The sequence below is a fragment of the Brucella cytisi genome (genome assembly GCF_038433355.1).
Taxonomy (GTDB): Bacteria; Pseudomonadota; Alphaproteobacteria; order Rhizobiales; family Rhizobiaceae; genus Brucella; species Brucella cytisi.
In genome coordinates this window covers 151,784-172,724 of the sequence record NZ_JBCAUP010000013.1, presented here as the reverse complement: position 1 = coordinate 172,724, position 20,941 = coordinate 151,784, and the positions used below count along the sequence as shown (strand labels likewise).

Sequence of the window (20,941 nt, the reverse complement as noted above, 5' to 3'; positions counted from 1 at the left end):
TCGACCGGATCGTAACGATCCCTTTGCAAAGGCCAAAAGATGACAGGCGCAACGACGCGCAAGGCCACGGCAGACGACATAGATGCGCTCCTGCGCATCGAGGAGCGCTGTTTCGAGACGGACCGGATTTCTCGCCGTTCATTTCGCGCCCTCATCGCACGACCAACCGCAGAAACCATTGTTGCAACAATGGATGGCACGGTCATCGGCTATGCGATGATTCTTTTCCGCCATGGCACCGCGCTTGCGCGACTTTACTCGATAGCCGTCGACCCGGAGGCCAAGGTCAAGGGCGTCGGCTCTCTTCTGTTGCAAGCGGCGGAAACGGCAGCTTACGACCACGACCGTCCGTTGCTGCGGCTGGAAGTGCGCGAGGATAATGAACGCGGTATCGCGCTTTACAAGCGGCATGGCTACCGCCCCATTGGACGCTATCTCGATTACTACGCTGACCATTCGGATGCGTTGCGTTTCGAAAAGACGGTTCGCGGTGACATTTCACCCGTCACGGCCTTTCCCTATTACGAGCAGACGACTGATTTTACCTGCGGTGCAGCCTGCCTGATGATGGTGCTTGCCCGGCACAATCGGGAGACGCAGCTCGACCCCGTGCTGGAAGTCCGCCTTTGGCGCGATGCGACGACGATTTACATGATGTCGGGGCCGGGCGGTTGTGAGCCGTTTGGGCTTGCGGTCGCTGCGCATGAGCGCGGTCTGAAAGCATCGATCATCGTTTCCATCGAGGACATGCTTTTCCTGCAGTCGGTGCGTTCGGAGGAAAAGCGCAAGGTGATGCAACTGGCGCAGACCGATTTCCGCCAGCGTACAGAAGCCTATGCAATTCCGGTGGACTATCGCGGTTTCACGCTGCACGACATTCTCGCTGCCTTGCGCCGTGGGGCGGCAGTGATCGTGCTGATCAGCGGTTATCATATGTTCGGCAAGAAAGTGCCGCACTGGGTGCTCGCCCATGGTGAAGATGGGCGGCATATTCTCATTCATGACCCTTGGGTGGAGGAAGAGCTCGGCGAAACCATTGCCGATGCTGCAAATGTCCCTGTTCCCTTCCACATTTTCGACCGCATCGCACGGTTCGGCAGTGATGGGCTCAGGGCGGCCGTTATTCTGGAAAAAAGGACGGACTGATGACGATCTGCGTCATTCTGGTAGGGCGCCTCTCGGATATCGACAATGGGGCGACGCCGCACAAGGTCATGACCACGCGTGACTATCTCGCGCATCCCGCTCTCTTCAATGGGCAGCTGCACCCGCGCATCATCAACCTGTCGCGCTCCTACGCCTATCAAAGCCGTGGCTATTACGCTTCGCTTCTGGCTGAAGCGCGGGGGCATCGCATCATCCCCTCTGTGGAAACGATGATCGATTTGTCGGAACGGCGACTTTATGAAAACGCTATTCCCGAACTCGAAGACATGCTGAACAAGGCGCTCGGCAAGCATCCGGACAGGGCGCCCGAAACAATCCACGTGCATTTCGGTCTTGCCGATAACCCCGAGTTTGAGCGCTTCGGACGGCTGCTCTTCGACTGGTTTCGCGCGCCGTCGCTGGAAGTCACGGTCAAGCCCGGTGAATGGGCGCGCATCCAGAAGATCGGCTTTGCGAATATCACCAAGTTTACCAAGGCGCAGAAGGAACGCTTCGAGGACGCACTTGATCGCTATACCCAGCGTGAGTGGCGCGCCGCGCGACCAAAGGTCCCGGCGCGCTATTCCTTCGCAACGCTATGCGATCCGAAAGAGCCAATGCCGCCTTCGACCGTTTCAACGCTGAAGCATTGGGCAAGAATCGCAGCCCGGCTCGGAGTGGAAGTAGAGCCGATCGGCAAGCGCGATCTGCCGCGGCTTGCCAACTATGACGCACTGTTCATCCGTGAGACGACATCGATCTCCAATCACACCTACCGTTTCGCCCGGCGGGCGCAGCAGGAAAACATGCCGGTGATTGATGATCCAATTTCCATGATCCGCTGCACCAACAAAGTTTATCTGCACGAATTGATGCAGGCGAACGACGTGGCGGTTCCGCCGACGGTGATGATTGCAGGTGAGGAGGATCTGGAACGCGCTGCCGACATGCTCGGCTTTCCGATGGTCATCAAGATACCGGATTCGTCATTTTCGCGCGGCGTGAAGAAGGTGAAGGATTTTGCCGAACTGAAAGCGCTCGCCACTTTATGGCTGGAGGATAGTGATCTTCTGCTGGCGCAGAAATACATGCCGACGAAGTTCGACTGGCGTGTTGGCGTTCTCGACGGAAAGCCGCTTTTCATCTGCCAGTACATGATGGCCAAGAACCATTGGCAGATCGTCAAGCACGATACGGGCGGCAAGCCTCTGGAAGGCGGGTTTCGTTCCTATGCGCTGGGCGATGCGCCGCCATCGGTTCTGGAAACCGGGCTACGCGCGGCACGCTGCATCGGCGACGGGCTCTATGGCGTCGATCTGAAGGAAACGGACGATGGCGTGGTGGTGATCGAGGTCAACGACAATCCCAATCTTGAACACGGGATCGAGGATGCCGCCGAAAAGGACGAGGTCTGGATCAAGCTGACCCGCTGGTTCACCGACCGGCTGGATCGGAAATAGGCATCTCACCCAAAAGTGGGAACCTATTTTGGGGCGAGGAAATGCCGAAAACAATTCGATGGAGCATTTCTAACGATCGAACTTAGATCGGAAATGCTCCATATCCAACAGTCGGACGAAATGTCGCCAAAATCAAAGCGGCGTAAAGCAGACCTTGGTGTGTCCCGCGCCGATGAAGCCAAGGCGGCCTGCGGCACCCTTCGACAGATCGAGGACGCGTCCCTTGATGAACGGGCCGCGATCGTTGATGCGCACGACGAGTGACTTGCCGTTTCTCTGATTGGTAACCTTGACCTTACTGCCAAGCGGCAGGGTGCGGTGTGCTGCGGTCAGGCCGGCTGGGTTCATACGTTCACCCGAAGCCGTACGGGAAGTGAGGGCGTACCACGAGGCACCGCCGCATTGCTGTGCTGAAGCCTCGATTGCGGTGGTCGCGAGAAGACCGGTTGCCGCAACGGCGAGCATAGCCATACGGGTCTTGAAAGTCATGCCAGATCCACTAGTTGTTAACGGGGTGTCCCACAGTTGTCGCTGAGAAAGACAATCGCGAACTGGAATCTAAATGTGGCGCTGGCGTGGTTTGAATGAGAACATTATGCGATAATTGAATCTATATCGCATCGGGAAAATCATCCTATACTAAACGTTGTTTATTTAATCAGATAAACATAACCAAGGAATATTAGGAAAGATTCTGTTTGGTTGCTGTCGTGCCGTTTACGATTCGTTAGGAATCTGCGGCAACCTTTGCTGCGCCTTGTTTTCGCGCATTGATTGCAAGAAGAACTGCTTACCCGGACGGAGGTTCGGTGCGATTGCGTTGCAATTTTTATTTGTAGAACAAGTTTTCATCCTGAGTGGCAAAGTTAAGGAAATAAGGCATTTCGGGGGCAAAGCTGCAATTTATGACTGTGTTTTACAATTCCTTACCGGTCTCAAAAAGTTATCCACAGGGGCTGAAAGGCAGTGGGATGACATTTCTTTGACCGCTGTGAACCTGCACGAAAGCGCCAGAATCCTGTTATAAGCGTCCAGATCAGACGATGGAACGCCATGCAGGACCACCCGGAAAAAGACAGGATCGAGACCGCTTCACCAGCAATTTCGGCGGGTAAGCGGATACTCTATCTTTGCCTCGGCTTCCTGATGCTGGCGCTTGGCATCATCGGTGCTTTCCTGCCGGTCATGCCAACAACGATCTTCATCATTTTTGCCGCGTGGTTCTTTGCACGATCATCGCCGAAGCTTGAGGCTCGCCTGCTTGCCGATCAGCGTTTTGGTCCTCTGGTCATAAAATGGCGTGAGCGTGGAGCCATTCCGCCACGTGCAAAGCTCTATGCCTGTCTTGGTATGACGGTCGGTTATGGCCTGTTCTGGTGGGGCGCGAAACCCGGCTGGCTGCTGGCAACATCGGTAACTGTTTTCATGCTCGGCTCGGCTGTTTACGTGCTTTCGCGTCCGAGCGAATAATGGCTTCAACCACACCAGCGATCGCGATAAGAGTGGCCGAAACCACCATGGGAGCCGCCAATGTCCTTGTCTGCCGTCAATCCGCTGATTAATCGCCTTTCCGCGCCGCCCATTCCAGCGGTGCAGGCCTGGGCGCGGGACTATGACGGGTCGCGTGGTGCTCTGATTGATTTGTCGCAAGCTGTTCCCGGCTATCCTCCGCATCCAGACATGCTGCACTTTCTCGGCGAGGCAGCCGGATCGGTCGCCTCTGCCGGTTACGGTCCGATTGAGGGCGAAAAGGTTCTGCGCGAAGCCTATGCTGCGCATGTCGGACAACTCTATCGCGCGCAGATCGATGCCTCCAACGTCCATATTACATCCGGCTGCAATCAGGCCTTTATCGCTGCCATCATGTGTGTGGCGCAAAGCGGCGATAGGGTGCTGACCACCGATCCATTCTATTTCAACCATCGTTCATCGCTGGAAATGCTCGGCATCGATTCAGGTTCGGTGCCCTGCCATGCCCAGAATGGTTTCATCCCAAGCGCGGAAGATTTCCGGGCTGTGCTTCGTCCGGGTATTGCGGCGCTGGCGCTTGTTTCCCCGAACAACCCAACCGGGGCGATTTATTCGGCGGGACTGTTATCGGAAATCTATGCTCTCTGCCGCGACAATGGAACATGGCTCATTCTGGACGAGACCTATCGCGATTTTATGGCTGATCCCAATGAACCGCCGCATCGGCTTTTTGACGAGGCGGACTGGCCGTCGCATCTGATCCAGCTTTACAGCTTCTCAAAATCGTTCTGCATTCCGGGGCACCGGCTTGGTGCGATTGTCGCGGGCCAGGCGATGGTCGAGAACGTTGCAAAAGTCATGGACAATCTGCAGATATGCGCAGGCCGCGCGCCACAGATCGCAGTTGCACGCGCCATCGAGCCGTTGACCGGCTGGCGTGACGATAATCGCGGCGAGATTGCAAGGCGTGCCTCTGCATTGCGGTCGGTCATGGCCAATATCGAAGGCTGGCATGTGGAGGCGGTTGGAGCCTACTTCGCCTTCGTCCGTCACCCATATCCTGATGCCTCATCGGTCGAGGTTGCCGAGCGCCTTGCGAAGTCACTTGGCGTCATCACCTTGCCGGGCCGGTTCTTCGGTGATGGGCAGGAAGCATTTCTGCGCTTTGCCTTCGCCAATGTCGATGTTTCGGGGATTGAAGATCTCGGTGCGCGTTTGCCGCATTTCTAAGAGCATTTCCAGCAAAAGTGCGAAGTGGTTTTGCGTCGGATAATGCATACAAACAAAGAGATAGGTCGGTTCCGCGATTCTGTGTTAACCGGAACCGCTCAAGCGCTGAAATCTTTGCCGGTTCAGGGACCGGCAGAACCCCACAAAATCACTGGCAAGCGGCTCTGATACAAACCTGTAACAATAGTGTCATATGAATGTAATATAGAGCGCGTAGAGGGCTAACGACGCCACATCGTCATATGTCTTTTACAACAGGAGCCGCAGCTCATGAACAAGATGATTTCCTCGACCGCAGCGATTGCCATCGCTGCTGTTATGTCGGTTTCCGCCGCTCAGGCGCGCGATCAGATTCAGGTTGCCGGTTCCTCGACCGTTCTGCCTTATGCAAAAATCGTCGCCGAAACGTTCGGCGAAACCTTTCCGAACTTCAAGACACCGGTTGTTGAATCGGGCGGTTCGGGCGCAGGCATCAAAGAATTCTGCAAGGGCGTCGGTGAAAACACCATCGATATCGCCAATGCATCGCGCGCCATGAAGGACTCGGAACTGAAGTCATGCATCGACGCTGGCGTCAAGGATGTTCAGGAAGTGCGCTTCGGCTATGACGGCATCGTCTTCGCGACCGACGCCAAGGGTCCGGATTGGAAGCTGAAGCCGGAAGATGTCTACAAGGCTCTCGCAGCCAAGCTCGTCGTCGACGGCAAGCTGGTCGACAATCCAAACACCAAGTGGAACCAGGTCAACCCGAACCTTCCGGACTGGGACATTGCTGCCTATATCCCAGGCGAAAAGCACGGCACCCGCGAAGTGTTTGAAGAAAAGGTTCTTGCCGACGGCTGCAAGCACTCCGGCGCTCTGGACGAAATCAAGAAGACCGGTCTTGACGACAAGGCTGCCGCTTCCGCCTGTATCGCAGTGCGCAAGGACGGCAAAGCTGTCGACATCGACGGCGATTATGCCGAAACGCTCGCCCGCATCGACTCCAACAAGACCGGCGTTGGTGTATTCGGCCTCTACTTCTTCGAAAACAACGCTGACAAGCTGAAGGTTGCGACCGTCAACGACATCACCCCTTCGGCTGAAACCGTCGCTTCGGGCGAATATCCGGTGTCGCGTCCACTGTTCTTCTACGTGAAGAAGGCTCACCTAGGCGTTATCCCAGGTCTGAAGGAATATGTTGAGTTCTTCCTGAATGACCAGATGATCGGTCCTGACGGCCCGCTCGCCGAATATGGTCTGGTTCCGGCTCCGGACGCAGAACGTGAAGCACAGCGCGCCGCCTTCACCGAAGGCAAGACGCTGGCTGCGAAGTAAGTTTTAATCTGTGGAACGCGGGGATGACGAATCTCCGCGTTCTTCTCCTTTCGCGCCTTTGCACTATGACAGGCGCATCCGCGTGGAACGGTATGGGTGGAAGCTGCACCTCAAAACCGTCCGCATTCATCAGGGCAACCGGGGAAATTGAATGTCCTTCTTTCTGGTTCTCGTCAGTATCGTTGCAATCGGGCTGATCGGATTCTTCATAGGCCGCCAGCGTGCCGTTGCACTGGACAAGGCGCAGTCTGCTTCCGCAAAAGCCTCGCCGACCGAGAAAATGCATTCCCGCCCGCATTATCATGGCTGGTGGGTTTTCCTCGTTTCTGCATTGCCTGCGATTCTGTTTCTCGCTGTATGGGCCGTTGGAACGTCGGTCTATCTCGATCACAGCGCGACCGCCCGTCTGCCGGATGCTATCGAGGACGGCTCCTTCACCAATCGCAGCCTGCAGCTTGGCATGGTGCGTGGTCTGGCCAACGGGCTTGACCGGCTGACGCCTGCCGAACTGGAAAGCTTCCCGGCAAACTATCAGGATGCTCGCGCCGTTCTTGCATCCAAGGGCGTGGCGCTCGCGACTGAAGGCCAGGATTACATGGTGCCTATCGCGCTTTACCTGAAAAAGGCAACGGCGCTGACACACACCATCGGTTCAGCTGTTTCCTTGGTGATCGCCATCGCAGGCCTGATCTTCGGCCTTTCCACGATCAGCCGCCGCATGCGTGCACGCAACAATGTCGAGCGGATCGTTCTCTGGGGGCTGATCGCCGCATCCGGTATCGCCATTCTGACGACCGTCGGCATCATCTGCTCGATGCTGTTCCAGACGATCAGTTTCTTCCAGTCAGTCTCGCCGTGGGAGTTCTTCTTCGGCACTGTATGGGACCCGCGCTTTGCCGCCGCCGGCTCGGGTGGTGAGACAGGCCAGTTCGGTCTCATTCCGCTTCTGGCTGGTACACTTTACATCGCCCTTGTGGCCATGCTGTTCGCTGTTCCAGTCGGCTTGTTTTCGGCCATCTACATGGCAGAATATGCGTCGCCCCGAGTGCGCACGATCGTCAAGCCGGTCCTTGAGCTTCTGGCCGGTATTCCCAGCATCGTCTACGGTTTCTTCGCCCTTGTGACAGTCGGACCTTTCCTGCGCGATCTCTCGATTGCCATTGCAGGCGGTCAGGGCTTCATCATGGCGCAGAGCGTTCTGACCGCTGGTCTCGTCATGGGTGTGATGCTGATCCCCTTCGTGTCCTCGCTCTCCGATGACATTATCACAGCCGTGCCGCGGACATTGCGCGACGGTTCGCTTGGTCTTGGCGCAACCCGCTCCGAAACCGTCAAACGTGTTGTCCTTCCTGCCGCTTTGCCCGGAATTGTCGGCGCGCTTCTGATGACCGCATCCCGTGCCATCGGCGAAACCATGATCGTGGTTCTTGCCGCCGGTGTTGCGGCACGCATCAATATCAATCCTTTCGAAGCGATGACCACCATCACGGTGAAAATCGTCAACCAGCTCACCGGCGACCTTGAGTTCAACTCGCCGCAAACGCTGGTGGCCTTTGCACTCGGCATCACGCTTTTCGTCCTGACGCTGATCATGAACATCTTTGCGCTGCATATCGTGCGCAAGTACCGGGAGCAGTACGAATAATGACCGATACGACCTTCAACGCCAGCGGCGCCACGGCACAGCCGACGCGCCGCGATATCGGACTGAAACGCCGCTACGCTGCCGAACGTCGCTTCCGCTATTACGGTATTGCTGCGATCGCCATCGGCGTGTTCTTTCTGTGCGCACTTCTCTTCTCGGTGTTTTCCAAGGGCTATACAGCCTTCTGGCAGACGACGCTTTATCTGCCGGTCAAGCTTGAAGAGAAGGTGATTGACCCGGGCAACAAGCGCGCGACCGATCCGAATGTGCTGATCACGGCCAATTATCCGCTGCTGGTGCGCAATGCATTGGCCGAAAAACTGGGTGTTGCAGCGACAGACCGTCCGGCAATGCGTGATTTGGGCCGCTTCTATTCCGACGGCGTGCGCATTCAGCTGCGCAAGCTGGTGATGGACAATCCATCGCTCATCGGCACGACGCAGACTGTTCCGGTTCTGGCCGGCGCCGATATCGATTCCGCCTTCAAGGGGCAGATCGACCTTTCCGTGCCGGAGACGAGCCGCAAGGTTTCTGACCGTCAGGTGGGCTGGATGAAGATGCTTTCGGAAGAAGGCGTCATGAAGGAGGCCTTCAATACAGGTCTCTTCACTTTCGGTGCCTCCAGCCGTCCGGAAACCTCCGGTCTTGGTGTCGCACTGGTCGGCTCTCTCTACATGATGTTGATCGTTCTCGGCCTGTCGCTGCCTATCGGCGTCGCCGCTTCAATCTATCTGGAAGAGTTCGCCAAGAAGAACCGTTTCACCGACATGATCGAGGTGAACATCAACAATCTGGCAGCGGTTCCGTCCATCGTGTTCGGTCTGCTCGGGCTTGCTGTCTTCATCAATTTCTTCGGCCTGCCGCGTTCCGCGTCACTGGTCGGTGGTCTGGTGCTGACGCTGATGACGCTTCCCACCATCATTATCGCGACCCGCGCCGCCCTTCGCGCGGTGCCGCCGTCGATCCGCGCTGCGGCCCTCGGTCTTGGTGCATCGAAAACACAGATGGTGTTCCACCACGTCCTGCCGCTTGCCGCACCCGGCATCCTGACGGGAACGATCATCGGCCTTGCCCATGCGCTTGGTGAAACCGCGCCGCTTCTTCTCATCGGCATGGTGGCTTTCGTCGCCGACGTGCCGTCCACGCCAATGGATCCAGCGACGGCATTGCCTGTACAAATCTACATGTGGGCGAATGAAGCAGAACGCGCCTTTGTGGAACGCACGTCAGGCGCTATCATCGTCCTGCTTCTGTTCCTTGCCGTGATGAATATTGCAGCAATCATTCTGCGCCGCCGCTTCGAGCGCCGCTGGTAAACGGGAGTCGAAAGCTATGAACCTGATGACTGAACGATCTCTCGAGAAAGCCGTAGGAGAAAAGATGAACGCCAACGCCAATTCCATAAAGATGCGCGGCGACAAGGTTTGCGTATTTTATGGTGAGAAGCAGGCGCTGTTCGACGTCGATCTGGAAATCCAGGAAAAGATGGTCACGGCGCTGATCGGCCCTTCGGGTTGCGGCAAGTCTACCTTCCTGCGTTCGCTTAACCGCATGAACGATACGATCGAAGGCTGCAAGGTCGGTGGCAAGATCACGCTCGACAATGAAGACATCTACGATCCGAAGATCGATGTCGTCGAACTGCGCGCCCGCGTCGGCATGGTGTTCCAGAAGCCGAATCCGTTTCCGAAGTCGATTTATGAAAATGTCGCCTACGGCCCACGTATTCACGGTCTCGCCCGCACCAAGGCCGATCTTGAAGAAATCGTCGTGACGAGCTTGCAGAAGGCGAGCTTGTTCGAGGAAGTGAAGGATCGTCTGCACGATGCGGGCACCGGTCTTTCGGGTGGCCAGCAGCAACGTCTTTGCATCGCACGCGCGATTGCGGTGAGCCCGGAAGTCATTCTCATGGACGAACCGTGCTCGGCGCTCGACCCGATTGCGACCGCGAAGGTGGAAGAGCTGATCGATGAACTGCGCCAGAACTATACGATCGTGATCGTCACGCACTCCATGCAGCAGGCCGCGCGTGTTTCGCAGCGCACCGCCATGTTCCACCTCGGCAATCTGGTCGAAGTGGGTGACACGGAAACCATGTTCACCGCGCCGACCGAAAAGCGCACGCAGGACTACATTACCGGACGCTTCGGCTGATCCGCAACTGCGCTTCAACAGATAGACAGTGCGGCTTCCCCGCAATTTATATTACGAGGTCTACTATGCCGTCTCAGCATACCGTTCGCTCCTACGACGAGGAATTGAAGTTTCTCTCCCATAAGATCGCCGAAATGGGCGGACATGCGGAACGTATGGTCGAGCAGTCGGTCGCCGCTATCGTCAATGCGGACAATGCGCTCGCACAGCGCGTCATCTCCGACGATCTCATTCTCGATGCCAGCGAGCGCGAGATTGACGACAAGGCTGTGATGATTATCGCCAAGCGTCAGCCCATGGCTGTGGACCTGCGCGAAATCATTGGCTCGATCCGCATCTCTGCCGATCTGGAACGCGTGGGCGATCTGGGCAAGAACATTGCCAAGCGCGTTGCCGCCGTTTCGGAATCGCGCCAGCCGGTAAAGCTTTATCGTGGGCTCGAAACACTCGCTGAGCTGGCGCTGACCCAGCTCAAGGATGTTCTCGACGCCTATGCGTCGCGCTCGGTGCAGCAGATCAATGTCGTTCGCGACCGCGACGACGAGATTGATGCCATGTACACGTCACTGTTCCGCGAGCTGTTGACCTACATGATGGAAGACCCGCGCAATATTTCCGCCTGCACGCATCTTCTGTTCTGCGCAAAGAATATCGAGCGTATCGGCGATCACGCGACCAATATTGCGGAGACCGTCTACTACATCGTGACCGGCCTGCAAATGCCGGCCGAACGACCCAAGGAAGACCTGAGCCACGGTATTGTCGTGGATGAGGCGCGTAAACCCTGAACTGCAGCCGACCGGACCACACGGTCCGGCGGTTGAGAATGAGTGAATAGCGCGGCGGCACGCGGTCGATTGGGGGATTGTATCTACCGCCCGCCGAATTTGGATAGGGAAATACTGGATGTCACAGGCACCCAAAATCGCTGTGGTAGAAGACGAAGAGGCGCTGAGCGTTCTTCTTCGCTATAATCTTGAGGCAGAGGGCTACCAGGTCGATACAATGCTGCGCGGCGACGAAGCCGAGATCGCCTTGCGCGAGAACGTACCGGATCTGCTCATTCTGGACTGGATGTTGCCGGGCGTATCGGGCATCGAGCTCTGCCGTCGCCTGCGCCAATGGCCGGAAACCGAACGCCTGCCCATCATCATGCTGACGGCACGTGGCGAGGAAAGCGAACGTGTTCGGGGCCTGAGCGTCGGCGCGGACGACTATGTCGTGAAGCCATTTTCGACGCCGGAATTGCTAGCGCGCGTCAAGGCGATGTTGCGCCGGTCGAATCCGAGCATTCTTTCGCATGTGCTGAAAGTGGGCGACCTGGTTCTCGACCGTCAACAGCATCGTGTCTATCGCAAGGAAAAGGAAGTTCGTCTCGGACCAACGGAATTCCGCCTGCTCGAATATTTCATGATGTCGCCCGGTCGTGTCTTCTCACGTAGCCAGCTTCTGGATGGCGTTTGGGGACCGGACATCTATGTCGACGACCGCACGGTGGACGTCCATGTCGGACGGCTGCGCAAGGCGATCAATGTCGGTCGTGCGCTCGATCCGATCCGTACCGTTCGGGGTGCGGGTTATTCTTTCGGGTGACCGCTGCGGTCATTTCGGCGTCAGGAACTGAACTTGTCCGACCCGCCACGGTATCCGTGGCGGGTCGTTTTTGTTTAAGACCCCGCTTTGCAAGGTGCGGATCGTGCTCGCCCGATTCGCATTGCAACAACCCGAAACGGGTCTCAAAAGCACAATCTCACGCGATGTTACAAATCTGTTGTCAAAGTTGACAAAGAGCAATGGAACCGGCCTGGAAGCAGAAATTCTACAGAAGATTTGAAACGCCACAAATGTGTATGCAAAAAAAGTACAAGAAAAAGTGAATTAAGGCAGCGATATGGCGTGTATTGCGAGACTTTGAATCTCGTGAAATCAATATCTTACCTGAATTGCTAATTCTCGTTAAGGAATTATTAATATATTTAAAGGGCTTGTAGGCACATTCGCAATCTCGATTCGGAATTGTTTTAGGACTTTTCAGCGGTCTCCAGCATTGTTGGGATTTGACCTGTTGCCTTTTTTTGGCCTAAAAATTCCAAAACCTTGAATTCGATTGAGCGACTGTAGGACGTGAGATTTTGATCTTCGTCCTCTTTGACTTGCACCGCAGTCAGACGTTCGCGCGCATCATTCCAGATGTGTTCGCCTGAATGGATGACTGGATCAGTTAAGGGTCCTAATATGAGACTGAGCCATTGACGCGCGCCGCGAAGTGGAAATTGCCCGCTCTTATCGGGCTGGTGATTGCGCCTTTCGTGGTGACCGGTTGCACGACAACCGGAACCTCGGGAAAAGCCAATTCGGAAAAGACGGCGGCAAGCCACGTCAAATCCGTCAATGGCGTGAAGACCTACACCTACACCGCACGGGACAAGAATTGCCTTGAACGTGCGATGTTCTTCGAATCCAATCGTTCGAGTTCCGACGGTCTTCTGGCTGTTGGTACGGTGGTCATGAACCGTCTCGCGTCGGGACGTTATCCGGATACGATTTGCGGTGTCGTCGGTCAGAAGAACCAGTTTGCGCCCGGTGTGCTTACCCGCCAGATGAATTCCAAGGCGCTGCCTGATGTTCAGGCCGCTGCCGACGCGGTTCTGAAGGGTGAGCGTCATCCGAAGCTCAAGAACGCCATGTTCTTCCACACGGCGGGTCTGAAGTTCCCTTACAACAATATGCATTACGTGCTCGTAGCCGGTGGAAATTCCTTCTACGAGAAGCGCAATCGCGACGGTTCGCTGCAAAATCCGGTTCCGCAGGAGCCATACAATCTGGCTATGGCCTATTCGCCGCAATCACCTTCCGTTCCACAGGATCCGTCTTATGATGTGACCCTGCCACAAACCGGCCCAGTTCCGGGAACGGAACCGACCGTTCAGGTGGCACTCGCGGAAGCGGTAAAGGCTCAAAGTGTGGACCAGAACACTGGTGCCGGTCCGCAGGCCCGTGGCGAACGACTGGCACGCCATCGCGGTGTGGCTGCACCTCAGCAGGAACAGCATATGCAGGTGGCCTCCTACCAGCCGCAATTCGATACGACAGCCCCGCAGCCGACATCGCTTGGCTATGCTCCGGCAAGCCAGAAGCAGGCTGACGCCATTGGCGCGCTACTTCTGTCCCAGGACCGTCCAGAAGCACCGCTATAAGAGGCGATTTTACAATCAGATAATCTGCAACGCCGGTCTAGTTCTACCTGACCGGCGTTTTGATTTTCTGGCTGATTGTCGTCGCTTTTCGGCGAAAGTTTCAGCGATAGATCGGGCGATAGATCACCATCGGAGTGTCGTAGAAATCAACCTGATTCTGCCAGGCACGCCGGTCAGCTCTGCGATCGAGATCCAGTCGCATGAGACAGTTGGCGAAAGCGTCAGTCTTGGCCTTGAAGCCATAGCTGCGGCAGGTCTGTTCGTCGGCCGCACGACGCTGTTCAGGTGTCATGGTCACGCAGCCCGCCAGAAGGCCGCTAACGCCCAGAAAGATAAGCACTTTCTTATTCATTACTGTCTGCTTTCTCCTGCAACTGACCGCAGAATTACTATACTGCAAAGGCAGGAAAAAAGGTGGTGAAATTATGCCGTCTGATAAACTGTCGGTGATTCCATATCCAAAAAGGTCTTCCACCCATGGCTCATGAACAGCTGAACCCAGTCATCGATCCGGTGAAACTCGAACGTCTCGCGGAAGTCGCCGTTCGCGTTGGTCTGCAATTGCGCGAGGGGCAGGATCTCGTCATTACCGCACCGGTCGTGGCCTTGCCGCTGGTTCGCCTTATCGCCAAGCATGCTTACAAGGCTGGGGCCGGACTGGTAACGCCATTCTTCGCGGATGACGAAATGGCACTTGCGCGTTACGAGAACGCATCCGACGCAAGTTTCGATCGTGCGGCGAGCTGGCTCTATGAGGGAATGGCGAAGGCCTATTCGGATGGCGCTGCCCGTTTGGCTATTGCTGCCGACAATCCGATGCTCCTCTCCAGCCAGGATCCGGCCAAGGTTTCACGCGCCAACCGGGCCAACTCGAAGGCTTATCAGCCGGCTCTCGAAAAGATTGCCGGTTTCGACATCAACTGGAACATTGTCTCCTATCCCAATCCGGCATGGGCGAAGCTTATGTTTCCGAACGAACCGGCGGACATCGCGACCCGCAAGCTAGCCGATGCGATCTTCGCGGCTTCGCGTGTCGATGTCGACGATCCGGTCGGCGCATGGGCGGCACACAATGCAGCGCTTCGCACCCGCACCCGCTTCCTGAACGGCAAGGCTTATAGCGCCCTGCATTTCAAAGGTCCGAACACCGATCTGACGGTCGGACTTGCCGACGGTCATGAATGGCACGGCGGGGCGTCTACGGCGAAGAATGGGATTACCTGCAATCCGAACATTCCGACGGAAGAAGTGTTCACCACACCTCATGCACTACGGGTCGAGGGCTATGTGACGAGCACCAAGCCTCTGTCGCATCAGGGCACATTGATCGAGGATATCGCGGTTCGCTTTGAAGGTGGACGAATTGTCGAGGCGAAGGCAAGCCGTGGTGAAGAAGTGCTCAACAAGGTGCTGGATACGGATGAAGGTGCCCGTCATCTGGGTGAGGTGGCACTGGTGCCGCATTCCTCGCCGATCTCGCAGAGTGGGCTTTTGTTCTACAACACGTTGTTCGATGAAAATGCCGCAAGCCACATCGCGCTTGGCCAGTGCTATTCCAAGTGCTTTATCGACGGCGCAAAACTGACGCCGGAACAGATCAAGGCGCAGGGTGGCAATTCGAGTCTCATCCATATCGACTGGATGATTGGCTCCGGCCAGATCGACGTCGATGGCATCAATACGGATGGAACCCGAGAGCCAGTGATGCGCAGCGGCGAATGGGCCAACTGATTATCACGAATAGAAAAGGCCGGGAGTTCCCGGCCTTTTCATTGCATCTGTGAGGTCAGTTCTTTTCCTGAACGTGGGCCTCAAGGAACCACAATGCCTTGTCGAGACCACGGGAAGCGGCGGTAAAAATATCCGCCGTATCGTCGTCACCTGCATCATCTGCATCCTTGATCGACTTGCGTACAAGATTGGCAACGTCGCCATAACGCTCGATCAGTGCAAGCAGATGGTCGTGAACGGCATAGATGTCGGTCGGATAAGGCTTGAGCTTGCTTTCCTTGGCCACGACCTGCGTGGTGCCATAGGCCGTTCCGCCGATCTGCACGGCACGCTCCGCAATCGTGTCGACATGTTCATCGAGATCGGCGCGGAAGCCATCGAGCATTTCATGAACTGCGATGAACTGCGGTCCCTTGAGGTTCCAGTGTGCCTGCTTGGTGATGAGGGCAAGATCGATTGTCGCGGCTAGATTTTCGTTGAGCAGCGCGATCATTGTCGTCTTCGTATTGGAAGGAAGATCGTTGCGGGTTGCATGCATCGACTTCTTGGACATTTTATCCTCATATCCTGTTGTTCAATCCGGCTTGGAGCGGCTGGGAGATGTCGCTCATCGTCACGGGTGGGTGTTCCAAACGCAAACGAACCCGCCAGATCATTGTAAGGCTCGATTGCCGGATGGGCCTTGTCGCCGTCAGGACAAAGCAAAAACGTTGCCGCACCCGGTTTTCAAACGCATATCGCCAAGTTTTGTTCCGCGAGAAGGGCTTAAAAACGAAACTGATCCAGCCTTTGGACAAGACTTGACTTGTCGCGAGCTAAAATCTGATTTACCCGGTTGCGCATGAAGATACTTGCGCTTGATACTGCCGCTTCGTGGTGTTCCGTTGCCGTCTACAATGCCGACGGCGAGGTCGTGCTTGCCGATGTGAGCGAAAACATCGGCAAGGGACATGCGGAAGTATTGATGGACTATATCGAACGTGCTGTGACTGAGGCGAAACTGTCGCTCCGCGATATGGATCGGATAGCGGTCAATATCGGACCGGGATCGTTTACCGGAGTTCGTATCGGTGTCTCGGCAGCACGTGGCTTTGCATTGGCGCTCGACGTTCCTGCTATCGGCATAACGGCGTTCGAAGCGTTGGCTGCGGAAACACAGATACTGTCCCCGGAAAAGCCAATTCTGGTTTTCCTCGACGCGCATCGTGGCGAGATTTATGCGCAATCATTCGATGCAAAAGGGTTGCCGGACGCGAAGCCGCTGGTTCTGTCGCGAGAGGAAGCGGAGGCTCTTGCTGTTTCTCAAGCGGAAAATACTGTTCTTGCAGGTTCTGCAGCCGCTGCGATCAATGACGTGCTTGGTGGCCGTTTCGAGTTGGGCCCAATAGAGCCAACCGCTAAAATCGGCATCTATGCGCGTCTGGCAAGCTTGCGCCAGCCGGGCGATGCGCCGAAGCCGCTTTACATGCGTGGACCTGATGCGAAGCCGCAGGTCGGGTTTGCGCTGCCGCGCAAGGCTACCGGAGAATAGCCGATGATGGGCTTGCCGTTTGGGCGTTTCGGTCGCAGACAAATCTCGGTGGAGCCGCTTGGCGCACAGGACAGTCATGCGATTCAGCGTATTCATGCAGTCGCTTTCCATCACGGCTGGAGTTCCGACGATTTCAGATCGCTGATCGCACAGGATACGGTTTTCGGTTTTGTTGCCCGTGCGGAAGGCAGACCGAACGATGCCTGTGGTTTCGTGCTGGCTCGTCTGGTGGCAGGTGAGGCGGAAATCCTGACGATCGCCGTCGCGCGTGATGTGCAACGCCAGGGCGTCGGGCGCGCGCTGATGGATGCCGTGTTGCGCCATCTCTATCAGGAGCGCGCCGAAACGCTTTTTCTGGAAGTGGATGAGGCCAATGTTGCCGCCCAGGCGCTTTATCGCCGTCTCGGCTTCCAAAAGGTTGGCGACAGACCCGCTTATTATGAAACCGCCAATGGGCGTTCGGCTGCGCTGATATTGCGCCGCGACCTGAGCCGTACTCCGGCAGGGCCACGATGATCGGAGCAATCCGCATCTTTCTCGTCGTCGCGGCAATGGTCGCATTGAGCCTGTCGCTTATTCCAGTTCAGTATCTGTTGCTTAAGCTGAAGAACAACTGGAAGCGGCGTCTGCCGACCCTTTTTCATCGTATTGCTGCACGCCTGTTCGGTTTTCGCATCAAGACCGTCGGCCAGATACACGAGGGCCGACCTTTGTTACTCGTCGCCAACCATACTTCGTGGAGCGATATTATTGTTCTGTCGACGGTCGGTCAGGTCTCCTTCATCGCCAAGTCGGAAGTCAGGAAGTGGCCTGTTTTCGGTATGTTCGCCGTTTTGCAGCGCACCGTTTTCGTGGAGCGGGAACGGCGGGGCAAAACGGGTGAACAGACATCCGAAATCGCAAGGCGTCTGGTAACCGACGACGCTATGGTGCTGTTTGCGGAAGGCACGACCTCGGATGGTAATCGCGTTCTGCCGTTCAAGACCGCGCTTTTTGGTGCCGCGCATGCCGCGATCAAGGAAGCCAATGTACCTGAAGTCGTGGTTCAGCCGGTTGCCATTGCCTATACGGGCGTGCATGGCATGGCCATGGGCCGTTATTTCCGCCCGATCGCATCATGGCCGGGCGACGTCGAGCTGATGCCGCACCTGAAAGGTATCTTGCGTGAAGGCGCTATCGACGTTGAAGTGCGTTTTGGCGAGCCGGTCGTCGTAACGGCCAAGACAGACCGCAAGGCGCTGGCTCGCACAATGGAAAACCGTGTGCGCTCGCTCTTGCAAAGTGCGTTGCTGGGGCGCGAGATTCCCGAAGAGTAACAACTGCTCCATCGGGTGTTCAGCCAAGTGTTCAGATTGTCACCTTTCAAAATGGTGACAAAAGCTGTAGATAGCCGCGCATGAGCGACAACATCACCGATCTCGAACCCACGGCAGAGCGTCCCAATGTGCGTAAGGTTTTCGTAAAAACCTATGGCTGCCAGATGAACGTCTACGATAGCCAGCGCATGGCCGACAGCCTTGCAGCGGAAGGCTATGTTGCGACCGATACGCCGGACGATGCCGATCTGGTTCTGCTCAATACGTGCCACATTCGCGAAAAAGCGTCGGAAAAGCTCTATTCCGCGCTTGGCCGTCTGCGCAAGATGAAGGATGCGCGTGAAGCGAATGGCAAGGAACTGACCATCGGTGTTGCGGGCTGCGTGGCGCAGGCCGAAGGGCAGGAAATCCTGCGCCGGGCGCCGAATGTCGATCTCGTCATCGGTCCGCAGACCTATCATCGCCTGCCCAATGCGCTTGCGCGGGTCCGCAGCGGCGAAAAGGTGGTTGAGACCGAATACGCTCTCGAAGATAAATTCGAACACCTGCCGTCGCCCAAGCGCGAGGAAACCCGCAAGCGCGGTGTTTCTGCCTTCCTCACTGTGCAGGAAGGCTGCGACAAGTTCTGTACCTTCTGCGTGGTTCCCTATACACGCGGCTCGGAAGTTTCGCGCAGCGTGAAGCAGATCGTGACAGAGGCCGAGCGCCTTGCCGACAGCGGCGTGCGTGAACTCACTTTGCTTGGCCAGAACGTCAATGCCTGGCACGGCGCTGGTGACGATGGTCGCAAATGGGGCTTGGGCGAACTCCTGTTTCGCCTGGCGCGCATTCCGGGCATTGCCCGGCTTCGTTATACGACCAGCCATCCGCGCGACATGGACGACAGCCTGATTGCCGCCCACCGTGATCTGCGCCAGCTGATGCCCTATCTGCATCTGCCGGTACAATCCGGTTCTGACCGCATTCTCAAGGCGATGAACCGTCGTCACAAAGCGGATGAATATGTGCGTCTGATCGAACGCATCCGCGAAGTGAGGCCGGATCTGGCGCTGTCGGGTGATTTTATCGTCGGCTTCCCCGGTGAAACCGATCAGGACTTCGAAGACACGATGCGGCTGGTGCGCGCAGTCAATTACGCGCAGGCCTATTCGTTCAAATATTCGCCTCGCCCCGGCACGCCGGGTGCCGATCTCGACGATCACGTAGAGGAAGCGGTCAAGGATGAGCGTCTTCAGCGCCTTCAGGCTCTCCTGTCCGAACAGCAATATGCATTTCAGGATTCCATGATCGGTCGCGAGATGGATGTGCTGCTTGAAAAGCCGGGTCGTGTCGCAGGCCAGATGGTGGGCCGTTCGCCATGGCTCCTGCCTGTCATCATCGATGACAGCAATGACCGGGTCGGCGACATCATTCATGTGAAAATCACATCCACAGGGACCAATAGCCTTATTGCGCAAAAACTGGCCTGAAGGCATGATGATGTCGAGGCAGAAAATTTCGGCGTATTGAGTCGCTTGCCGGTAATCCTGTCGAGACTTCGATTGCAATGCGTGAACGGTTTGCGTTCACGCATAATCTGGTCTGAAAAGTCGCAACTTTTCAGGATTGTGCTTTAAGGAGATACGGTTGAGCGCTACGGAAAAGCTGAAGTCTGCCAAGCCAACCAATCAAACGCAAAAAAGCCCGACGACCGGGGCCTCGGATATGGCCCACATCGTGCTCACTTTCGACAATAACCGTCTTGCCATCGCGCTTTACGGTCAGTTCGATGAGAATCTGGCCCGTATCGAACAGAAGCTTGGCGTGGATGTCCGCTCCAAGGGAAACCAGCTTTCGATCCGGGGGGAGCCGACCGCAACCGAGCAGGCGCGGCGTGCACTCGATCATCTTTATGAATCGCTGCAGAAAGGTCATGAGCTGACGACGTCGGATGTCGACGGCGCCTTGCGCATGGCAATCGCTGCGGACGACCAGCTGACGCTGCCGACCATGGAAAACAAGGGCAAGCTCTCTGCTGCCCAGATTTCCACGCGCAAAAAGACCATCTTTGCCCGCACGCCGACGCAGGATGCCTATATGCGTGCGCTCGACCGGTCGGAGCTGGTGTTCGGCGTCGGCCCCGCAGGTACCGGCAAGACCTATCTTGCCGTCGCCCATGCGGCGATGCTGCTGGAACGCGGTCTGGTGGAGCGCATCATCCTGTCACGTCCGGCTGTCGAGGCCGGCGAACGACTGGGCTTCCTGCCGGGCGATATGAAGGAAAAGGTCGATCCCTATTTGCGCCCGCTTTACGATGCGCTTTACGACATGATGCCTGCCGAAAAGGTTGAGCGTGCCATTACGGCAGGTGTGATCGAAATCGCGCCGCTGGCCTTCATGCGCGGGCGCACGCTGGCACATTCTGCGGTCATTCTCGATGAAGCGCAGAACACGACGTCCATGCAGATGAAGATGTTCCTGACTCGCTTGGGCGAGGGGTCGCGCATGATGGTCAATGGTGATCCGAGTCAGATCGATCTTCCGCCGGGCCAGAAATCAGGTCTCGTTGAAGCGCTTCGCGTGCTGGACGATGTCGAAGGCGTCATCAAGGTGCGCTTTACGGAGAAAGACGTTGTTCGTCATCCGCTGGTGGCGGCAATCGTCGGAGCTTACGACCGCGACGGCAAACAGCACGCGCGTTCGGAATGATCTTGCAATTGCCTATTGGAATCACGATTTAAGAAAAGCTGTCTGCCTTTTCGAGC

The 20,941-nt window shown here is 56.5% G+C and carries 20 protein-coding genes; 17 read left to right on the top strand and 3 right to left on the bottom strand.

Going from position 1 to position 20,941, the window contains the following annotated elements; genetic code table 11:
- Positions 1-39 precede the first annotated feature (39 nt).
- Positions 40-1,146 carry a peptidase C39 family protein gene (locus tag AAE521_RS14675; protein WP_342061690.1) on the top strand — a complete coding sequence of 369 codons (1,107 nt, stop codon included), beginning with the start codon at positions 40-42 and terminating at the stop codon, positions 1,144-1,146.
- The gene (locus AAE521_RS14670; RefSeq protein ID WP_342061689.1) at positions 1,146-2,606 is read left to right on the top strand and encodes a RimK family protein; all 1,461 of its coding nucleotides are present in this window, start codon (positions 1,146-1,148) and stop codon (positions 2,604-2,606) included. The genes AAE521_RS14675 and AAE521_RS14670 overlap by 1 nt, the downstream gene beginning before the upstream one ends.
- A gap of 132 nt (positions 2,607-2,738) precedes the next feature.
- Here the strand turns inward: AAE521_RS14670 and AAE521_RS14665 are convergent, their stop codons facing one another.
- Positions 2,739-3,095 (bottom strand): septal ring lytic transglycosylase RlpA family protein, encoded by a 357-nt coding sequence (locus AAE521_RS14665; RefSeq protein WP_010657747.1) that lies wholly within the window; start codon positions 3,093-3,095, stop codon positions 2,739-2,741.
- A gap of 564 nt (positions 3,096-3,659) precedes the next feature.
- Between AAE521_RS14665 and AAE521_RS14660 the strand changes: the two genes are divergently transcribed.
- The 9 genes from AAE521_RS14660 (at position 3,660) to AAE521_RS14620 (ending at position 13,619) form a co-directional block, all read left to right on the top strand.
- Positions 3,660-4,076: a YbaN family protein gene (locus AAE521_RS14660; protein WP_010657749.1), complete on the top strand. Its 417-nt coding sequence runs from the start codon at positions 3,660-3,662 to the stop codon at positions 4,074-4,076.
- Positions 4,077-4,142: 66 nt separating this feature from the next.
- The gene (locus AAE521_RS14655) at positions 4,143-5,306 is read left to right on the top strand and encodes an aminotransferase (RefSeq protein WP_342061713.1); all 1,164 of its coding nucleotides are present in this window, start codon (positions 4,143-4,145) and stop codon (positions 5,304-5,306) included.
- Positions 5,307-5,576: 270 nt separating this feature from the next.
- Positions 5,577-6,623 (top strand): PstS family phosphate ABC transporter substrate-binding protein, encoded by a 1,047-nt coding sequence (locus tag AAE521_RS14650; protein ID WP_010657751.1) that lies wholly within the window; start codon positions 5,577-5,579, stop codon positions 6,621-6,623.
- A 151-nt stretch (positions 6,624-6,774) separates the two neighbouring features.
- Positions 6,775-8,268, top strand: coding sequence for a phosphate ABC transporter permease subunit PstC (pstC, locus tag AAE521_RS14645; protein WP_010657752.1), 1,494 nt, complete (start codon positions 6,775-6,777; stop codon positions 8,266-8,268).
- A complete protein-coding gene (pstA, locus tag AAE521_RS14640) occupies positions 8,268-9,584 on the top strand; it encodes a phosphate ABC transporter permease PstA (RefSeq protein WP_342061688.1) in 1,317 nt (438 codons plus the stop codon). The genes pstC and pstA overlap by 1 nt, the downstream gene beginning before the upstream one ends.
- 64 nt (positions 9,585-9,648) lie before the next feature.
- Positions 9,649-10,422 carry a phosphate ABC transporter ATP-binding protein PstB gene (gene pstB, locus AAE521_RS14635; RefSeq protein ID WP_010657754.1) on the top strand — a complete coding sequence of 258 codons (774 nt, stop codon included), beginning with the start codon at positions 9,649-9,651 and terminating at the stop codon, positions 10,420-10,422.
- Between the two features lie 65 nt (positions 10,423-10,487).
- Complete coding sequence (gene phoU, locus AAE521_RS14630; RefSeq protein ID WP_010657755.1) at positions 10,488-11,210, top strand: phosphate signaling complex protein PhoU; 723 nt, start codon at positions 10,488-10,490, stop codon at positions 11,208-11,210.
- A 118-nt stretch (positions 11,211-11,328) separates the two neighbouring features.
- Positions 11,329-12,015 carry a phosphate regulon transcriptional regulator PhoB gene (gene phoB / locus AAE521_RS14625; protein ID WP_006468130.1) on the top strand — a complete coding sequence of 229 codons (687 nt, stop codon included), beginning with the start codon at positions 11,329-11,331 and terminating at the stop codon, positions 12,013-12,015.
- 656 nt (positions 12,016-12,671) lie between these two features.
- Positions 12,672-13,619: a cell wall hydrolase gene (locus AAE521_RS14620; protein ID WP_342061687.1), complete on the top strand. Its 948-nt coding sequence runs from the start codon at positions 12,672-12,674 to the stop codon at positions 13,617-13,619.
- Positions 13,620-13,719: 100 nt separating this feature from the next.
- Here AAE521_RS14620 and AAE521_RS14615 read toward each other — a convergent pair whose 3' ends face one another.
- Positions 13,720-13,971, bottom strand: coding sequence for a hypothetical protein (locus AAE521_RS14615; RefSeq protein ID WP_342061686.1), 252 nt, complete (start codon positions 13,969-13,971; stop codon positions 13,720-13,722).
- A 125-nt stretch (positions 13,972-14,096) separates the two neighbouring features.
- On the opposite strand from AAE521_RS14615, the gene AAE521_RS14610 reads away from it, so the two are divergent.
- Positions 14,097-15,350, top strand: coding sequence for an aminopeptidase (locus tag AAE521_RS14610; RefSeq protein ID WP_342061685.1), 1,254 nt, complete (start codon positions 14,097-14,099; stop codon positions 15,348-15,350).
- A gap of 55 nt (positions 15,351-15,405) precedes the next feature.
- On the opposite strand, the gene dps is transcribed toward AAE521_RS14610, so the two are convergent.
- Entirely contained in the window at positions 15,406-15,903 is a 498-nt protein-coding gene (gene dps / locus AAE521_RS14605; protein WP_012091005.1) for a DNA starvation/stationary phase protection protein Dps, read from the bottom strand.
- A gap of 288 nt (positions 15,904-16,191) precedes the next feature.
- Between dps and tsaB the strand changes: the two genes are divergently transcribed.
- The 5 genes from tsaB (at position 16,192) to AAE521_RS14580 (ending at position 20,885) form a co-directional block, all read left to right on the top strand.
- Positions 16,192-16,881 carry a tRNA (adenosine(37)-N6)-threonylcarbamoyltransferase complex dimerization subunit type 1 TsaB gene (gene tsaB / locus AAE521_RS14600; RefSeq protein ID WP_342061684.1) on the top strand — a complete coding sequence of 230 codons (690 nt, stop codon included), beginning with the start codon at positions 16,192-16,194 and terminating at the stop codon, positions 16,879-16,881.
- Between the two features lie 3 nt (positions 16,882-16,884).
- Positions 16,885-17,397 carry a ribosomal protein S18-alanine N-acetyltransferase gene (gene rimI / locus AAE521_RS14595; RefSeq protein ID WP_342061683.1) on the top strand — a complete coding sequence of 171 codons (513 nt, stop codon included), beginning with the start codon at positions 16,885-16,887 and terminating at the stop codon, positions 17,395-17,397.
- Positions 17,394-18,197 (top strand): lyso-ornithine lipid O-acyltransferase, encoded by an 804-nt coding sequence (gene olsA / locus AAE521_RS14590; RefSeq protein WP_342061682.1) that lies wholly within the window; start codon positions 17,394-17,396, stop codon positions 18,195-18,197. Before rimI ends, olsA begins: the two co-directional genes overlap by 4 nt.
- Before the next feature lie 80 nt (positions 18,198-18,277).
- The gene (miaB, locus tag AAE521_RS14585; protein ID WP_342061681.1) at positions 18,278-19,666 is read left to right on the top strand and encodes a tRNA (N6-isopentenyl adenosine(37)-C2)-methylthiotransferase MiaB; all 1,389 of its coding nucleotides are present in this window, start codon (positions 18,278-18,280) and stop codon (positions 19,664-19,666) included.
- Between the two features lie 157 nt (positions 19,667-19,823).
- A complete protein-coding gene (locus AAE521_RS14580; protein WP_029375821.1) occupies positions 19,824-20,885 on the top strand; it encodes a PhoH family protein in 1,062 nt (353 codons plus the stop codon).
- Positions 20,886-20,941 lie beyond the last annotated feature (56 nt).

Coding starts and splice junctions, on each gene's coding strand:
- olsA (WP_342061682.1), top strand. CDS start 17,394: ATGATCGGAGCAATCCGCATCTTTCTCGTCGTCGCGGCAATGGTCGCA.
- rimI (WP_342061683.1), top strand. CDS start 16,885: ATGATGGGCTTGCCGTTTGGGCGTTTCGGTCGCAGACAAATCTCGGTG.
- AAE521_RS14675 (WP_342061690.1), top strand. CDS start 40: ATGACAGGCGCAACGACGCGCAAGGCCACGGCAGACGACATAGATGCG.
- AAE521_RS14670 (WP_342061689.1), top strand. CDS start 1,146: ATGACGATCTGCGTCATTCTGGTAGGGCGCCTCTCGGATATCGACAAT.
- AAE521_RS14615 (WP_342061686.1), bottom strand. CDS start 13,971: ATGAATAAGAAAGTGCTTATCTTTCTGGGCGTTAGCGGCCTTCTGGCG.
- phoB (WP_006468130.1), top strand. CDS start 11,329: ATGTCACAGGCACCCAAAATCGCTGTGGTAGAAGACGAAGAGGCGCTG.
- dps (WP_012091005.1), bottom strand. CDS start 15,903: ATGTCCAAGAAGTCGATGCATGCAACCCGCAACGATCTTCCTTCCAAT.
- miaB (WP_342061681.1), top strand. CDS start 18,278: ATGAGCGACAACATCACCGATCTCGAACCCACGGCAGAGCGTCCCAAT.
- pstA (WP_342061688.1), top strand. CDS start 8,268: ATGACCGATACGACCTTCAACGCCAGCGGCGCCACGGCACAGCCGACG.
- AAE521_RS14660 (WP_010657749.1), top strand. CDS start 3,660: ATGCAGGACCACCCGGAAAAAGACAGGATCGAGACCGCTTCACCAGCA.
- pstB (WP_010657754.1), top strand. CDS start 9,649: ATGAACGCCAACGCCAATTCCATAAAGATGCGCGGCGACAAGGTTTGC.
- AAE521_RS14650 (WP_010657751.1), top strand. CDS start 5,577: ATGAACAAGATGATTTCCTCGACCGCAGCGATTGCCATCGCTGCTGTT.
- AAE521_RS14610 (WP_342061685.1), top strand. CDS start 14,097: ATGGCTCATGAACAGCTGAACCCAGTCATCGATCCGGTGAAACTCGAA.
- phoU (WP_010657755.1), top strand. CDS start 10,488: ATGCCGTCTCAGCATACCGTTCGCTCCTACGACGAGGAATTGAAGTTT.
- tsaB (WP_342061684.1), top strand. CDS start 16,192: ATGAAGATACTTGCGCTTGATACTGCCGCTTCGTGGTGTTCCGTTGCC.
- AAE521_RS14665 (WP_010657747.1), bottom strand. CDS start 3,095: ATGACTTTCAAGACCCGTATGGCTATGCTCGCCGTTGCGGCAACCGGT.
- pstC (WP_010657752.1), top strand. CDS start 6,775: ATGTCCTTCTTTCTGGTTCTCGTCAGTATCGTTGCAATCGGGCTGATC.